Raw genomic sequence first — 5,120 nt, 5'->3', positions numbered from 1 at the left:
CGAACGGTTCAACCGCATCATGCTCGAGGAATGGGCCTATGCCCAGCCCTACACCTCCGAAACCCAGCGAGTCGCCGCCTTCGACCAATGGCTGCACCATTACAATCACCACCGAGGCCACACCGCGCTCAAGGGACATCCCCCAGCCGCGCGCGTACCCAACCTATCCGGGGTGAACAATCAGGTGCCGGGCAATTATCCCTCGATCCCTGACAGCCTTGTCCGGGTTTTTCGCATCCCGGTGCCGCCGCTGGAAGTTCAGCGGGAGATCGTGAGAGTATTGGACACGTTCACGGAGCTGGAAGCGGAGCTGGAAGCGGAGCTGGAAGCGGAGCTGGAAGCGCGCCGACGCCAGTACGATCACTACCGCGACGCCCTGCTGGATCGTGAGTGCCTTCAAAGTTGCGAGTGGGCACCTATGGGTACGGTTCTAGGCATGCGAGCGGGCAGATCCGTCAAGCCAACTGAATTGTCCCCGGAGGAGGATTCTGCGCATCCGATCCCTTGTTTTGGCGGAAACGGAATCCGGGGCTATGTGTCGCAACCTAGCCACGATGGCGATCACGTCTTGATCGGTCGTCAAGGAGCACTCTGTGGCAATGTTAAGCGCGCCAAGGGGCGCTTCTATGCCACCGAACACGCCGTGGTAGTGACCCCAAGACCAGACATTGATGTTCGCTGGGCCTTTCACGTGCTGGACTACATGAACCTTAATCAATTCGCGACCAAGTCGGCGCAGCCCGGTCTGGCAGTCAGGACTCTGGAACGACTGCCTTTTCCAATCCCGCCGCTGGCTGAGCAGGAGCGCATCGTGACGATCCTCGACGGCTTCGACGCATTGGTCAACGACCTGTCCGTCGGTCTGCCCGCCGAGTTGGCCGCCCGGCGCCAGCAATACGAGTACTACCGCGATCGCCTGCTGACATTCGAGGAGATGGTGGCATGAATCGAGGCAAGCACATTGAGCTGTTTCTCGTAGAGGGCGTGCCGGGTGGCATAACCACTGCCGAGATTGCTGGGTGGACCGGGCACGTCCTGACCGGGCCTCGCTCGGAACTCGCCGACCTGCTTGCCAGGCCTGAGGCGAAGCGCAACGGGGCATACCTCCTGCTGGGTGAGGAGAAGGACGCAATCGGGGGCGTGCGCTGCTACATCGGTCGGACCGAGAACCTCGAGCGCCGGTTCGCCGACCATGAGCGAACCAAGAGTTTCTGGGACAGGGCCGTCCTGATCTCGGCCAAGGACCATGCGTTCACTGAGGGCCATTGGGGATACCTGGAGGCCCGACTGGTCGAACTGGCGAGCCAGGCGCAGCGGGTCTCGCTGCAGAACGGAAACACCCCTCAAGGCCGGAAGCTATCGGAGGCTCAAGCCTCCGATATGGAGGCCTTCATGGAACACCTCCAGATAATCCTTCCCGTTCTCGGCATCAACGCGATCCGCACACGACCGGCCGTCGCCTCATCTCCACACACACGCGACGTGTCGCCGGTCTTCACGCTCACCAGCAAGGGAGGCGTCGACGCGCGAGCTCAGGTGATCGGGGACGAGTTCACGATGCTGGAGGGTTCGTTAGTGGTTGGTACCTGGGCGGGGACAGGTAGCGCGGAGAGCACTCGTCGGGCGTACGCCTCGTACCGCGCGGCGCACGAGAAACTCATCGCCGAGGGCGCCATCGAGGCGACAGGAGCGCTGGGTCGGTTGACGCGCGATGTCCCCTTCACCTCGCCATCGACCGCCGGCTCCATCGCGCTTGGCCGGTCGTGCAATGGACGCCGCGAGTGGCTGTGGTCCGGGGGCATGTACGAGACGTGGGAGAACCGGGGGCTCGACAAGTGATCACGGCCGAAGCCCTGGGCTTTGAGCCGATCGCAATCAGTGCAGAGTCGACGGTGGTGGCGGAGTTCGTCCCTGACCCGGCAGTGCAGGACGGCTACCAGTCGGAGGCCGATCTTGAGCGGGCGTTCATCGCACTGTTGCAGGAGCAGGCCTACGACTATCTGCCGCTGCACTCCGAAGCGCAGCTGGTGGCGAACCTTCGCGTCCAGTTGGAGGCGTTGAACAAGGTCACCTTCACCGACTCCGAATGGCAGCAGTTCTTCACCCAGCAGATCGCCTCGGCGAACGAGGGGATCGTCGAGAAGACCGCGAAGATCCAGACCGACCACGTCCAGGTGCTGAAGCGCGACGACGGGACGTTCAAGAACATCTACCTGCTCGACAAGACCCACATCCACAACAACCGCCTCCAGGTGATCAACCAGTACGAGGTACCTGCCGCGGCCACCGGCGCCGACGGCGTCCCGTCCGGTGGCGGGGCGCACGCGTCCCGGTATGACGTGACGATTCTGGTGAACGGCCTGCCGCTGGTACACGTGGAGCTGAAGCGGCGGGGCGTTGACATTCGGGAGGCTTTCAACCAGATCAACCGGTACGCCCGCGACAGCTTCTGGGCCGACTCAGGCCTGTTCGACTACGTGCAGTTGTTCGTCATCAGCAACGGCACGCTGACCAAGTACTACTCCAACACCGTCCGCGACCAGCACCTGTCCGAGGCGTCCGGGAAGCGGAACCGACGCAAGACGTCGAACAGCTTCGAGTTCACCAGCTGCTGGGCCGACGCGTCCAACAAGCCGATCCCGGGCCTGGTCGGCTTCACCAAGACTTTCTTCGCCAAGCACACCCTGCTCAACATCCTGACCCGCTACTGCGTGTTCGACTCCGACCGCAAGCTGCTGGTGATGCGGCCGTACCAGATCGCGGCCACCGAGCAGATCCTACGCCGCATCGAAACCGCCACCAATGCCCGCCGGCTGGGCACCACCGCCGCCGGCGGCTACGTCTGGCACACCACCGGATCGGGCAAGACCCTGACCAGCTTCAAGACCGCCCAGTTGGCCACCAAACTGCCCACGGTCGACAAGGTGCTGTTCGTGGTCGACCGCAAGGATCTGGACTACCAGACCATGCGCGAGTACGAACGCTTCGAGAAGGGCGCGGCCAACTCCAACACCTCCACCCGGGTGTTGAAGCGGCAGCTGGAGGACCCGAACGCGCGGATCATCATCACCACCATCCAGAAGCTGGCCCGGTTCATCGGCCAGAACCCCAAGCACGTGATCTACTCCGGGCACGTCGTGATCATCTTCGACGAGTGCCACCGCAGCCAGTTCGGCGACATGCACACCGCCATCACCAAGGCGTTCCGGAGCTACCACCTGTTCGGGTTCACCGGCACGCCGATCTTCGCCGTCAATGCCGGTGGCAGTGGAACGCCGGGGCTGCGGACCACCGAGCAGGCGTTCGGGGACCGGCTGCACACCTACACGATCGTGGACGCCATCCGGGACGCCAACGTGCTGCCGTTCCGCATCGACTACATCAACACCATCAAGGCGTCCGATGCGATCGCCGACGTGCAGGTGCCGGCCATCGACACCGAGAAGGCCCTGCTCGATCCCGAGCGCATCAGCCAGGTCGTCGCCTACGTCCGGGAGCACTTCGACCAGAAGACCAAACGCAACTCCACCTACACGCTGGCCGGCAAGCGGGTGAGCGGCTTCAACTCGCTGTTCGCCACCGCGTCCATCGAGGCGGCCAAGCGGTACTACAACGCCTTCACCCATCGCGAGGACGAACTGCCCCCCGACCAGCGGTTGAAGGTGGGCCTGATCTACAGCTACGCGGCCAACGAGGCCGAACCCGACGGCCTGTTGGGTGAGGAGGAGTTCGAGACCCATGGCCTGGACCGCAGTTCACGGGACTTCCTGGAGGATGCGATCCAGGACTACAACGACATGTTCGGCACCAGCTTCGACACCACCGCCGACCGGTTCGGCAACTACTACAAAGACCTGTCGCTGCGGTTGAAGAACCGCGAGATCGACATCGTGACCGTGGTCAACATGTTCCTCACCGGGTTCGACGCCACCACGCTGAACACCTTGTGGGTGGACAAGAACCTGCGTGCCCACGGGCTGATCCAGGCGTTCTCACGGACCAACCGGATCCTGAACTCGGTCAAGACGTACGGCAACATCGTCAGCTTCCGCAACCTCGAGGACGAGACCAACGAAGCGCTGGCCCTGTTCGGCAACCCGGATGCCAAGGGTGTCGTGCTGCTCAAGCCGTACGGGGAGTACTACGACGAGTACGCCGAGAAGGTCACCGAGCTGCTCGACGGCTTCCCGGCCGGTGAGCTGGTGGTCGGTGAGAACAACCAGAAGCGGTTCATCGCCCTGTTCGGCACCATCCTTCGGCTGCGGAACATCCTGACCGCGTTCGACGACTTCGCCGGCAACGAGATCCTCACCGCGCGGCAGCTGCAGGACTACCAGAGCCTCTACCTCGACCTGTACGCCGACTTCCGCAAAGTCATCGACGCTGACAAGGAGACGATCAACGACGACGTCGTCTTCGAGCTCGAACTGATCAAGCAGGTCGAGGTCAACGTCGACTACATCCTGATGCTGGTTCGGCAGTACCTCGAAAAGCGCGGTGAGTCCGGCGACGTCGAGGTACGCGCGACCATCGCCCGGGCGGTCGACTCCAGCCCGACGCTGCGCAACAAGAAGGACCTCATCGAAGCGTTCGTCGACTCCCTCACCGTGGACGCCGATGTCGAGGGCGAGTGGCAGGCGTTCGTAACGGCGAGGCGCACCGAGGACCTCGACCGGATCATCACCGAGGAAGCTCTGCGCCCCGACGAGACCCGCGAGTTCGTCCGACGGGCCTTCCGCGATGGAGCCATCCCCACCGCCGGCACCGCCATCACGCGGATCCTGCCGCCCGTCTCCCGGTTCGCGAAAGTCAACAACCACAGCATGAAGAAGCAGACCGTGCTGGAGAAGCTCGGCGCGTTCTTCAGCCGATACTTCGGGCTGTCCTGATCGGCCCGGCGTCCGGGCTCCAGGGCCGGCGGTCGGGACCCAGCCTCAGCGCGCTCGCGCATTCACGTGACTTCCATCGCGGTTCCAGCCGTTGGCTCTTGATAGTGGCTCTTCACACTTCCGGTGGGGGTGGCGGGGTGAGTCCGCCGCCGATGAGGAGCATGCGTAGCCGGTAGTTGTCTCGGTTGCGGAAGCCGCGGGCGATGCGGCGGTGGAGTTCGATGAGCCCGT

The 5,120-nt window shown here is 63.5% G+C and carries 3 protein-coding genes and 1 pseudogene; all 4 read left to right on the top strand.

The genetic code is table 11. The annotated features are described in order from the left end of the window. Window positions 1-172, top strand: a pseudogene (locus tag WBL05_RS08240) (integrase core domain-containing protein); the annotation flags it as partial. Further along, window positions 173-946, top strand: coding sequence for a restriction endonuclease subunit S (locus tag WBL05_RS08235; RefSeq protein ID WP_424225124.1), 774 nt, complete (start codon window positions 173-175; stop codon window positions 944-946). Beyond that, a complete protein-coding gene (locus WBL05_RS08230) occupies window positions 943-1,839 on the top strand; it encodes a GIY-YIG nuclease family protein (RefSeq protein WP_424225122.1) in 897 nt (298 codons plus the stop codon). Before WBL05_RS08235 ends, WBL05_RS08230 begins: the two co-directional genes overlap by 4 nt. Further along, complete coding sequence (locus WBL05_RS08225) at window positions 1,836-4,889, top strand: type I restriction endonuclease subunit R (RefSeq protein ID WP_424225120.1); 3,054 nt, start codon at window positions 1,836-1,838, stop codon at window positions 4,887-4,889. Before WBL05_RS08230 ends, WBL05_RS08225 begins: the two co-directional genes overlap by 4 nt. Window positions 4,890-5,120: the final 231 nt, after the last annotated feature.

Source organism: Brooklawnia sp. (assembly GCF_049651565.1).
In the GTDB taxonomy this organism is placed as follows: Bacteria; Actinomycetota; Actinomycetes; order Propionibacteriales; family Propionibacteriaceae; genus Brooklawnia.
The sequence above is the reverse complement of the archived record's forward strand: the minus strand, read 5'-3'. Positions and strand labels throughout refer to the sequence as shown.

What these genes read in the sequence shown, in the direction of transcription:
- WBL05_RS08230 (WP_424225122.1), top strand. Translation starts at nt 943, where the DNA reads ATGAATCGAGGCAAGCACATTGAGCTGTTTCTCGTAGAGGGCGTGCCG.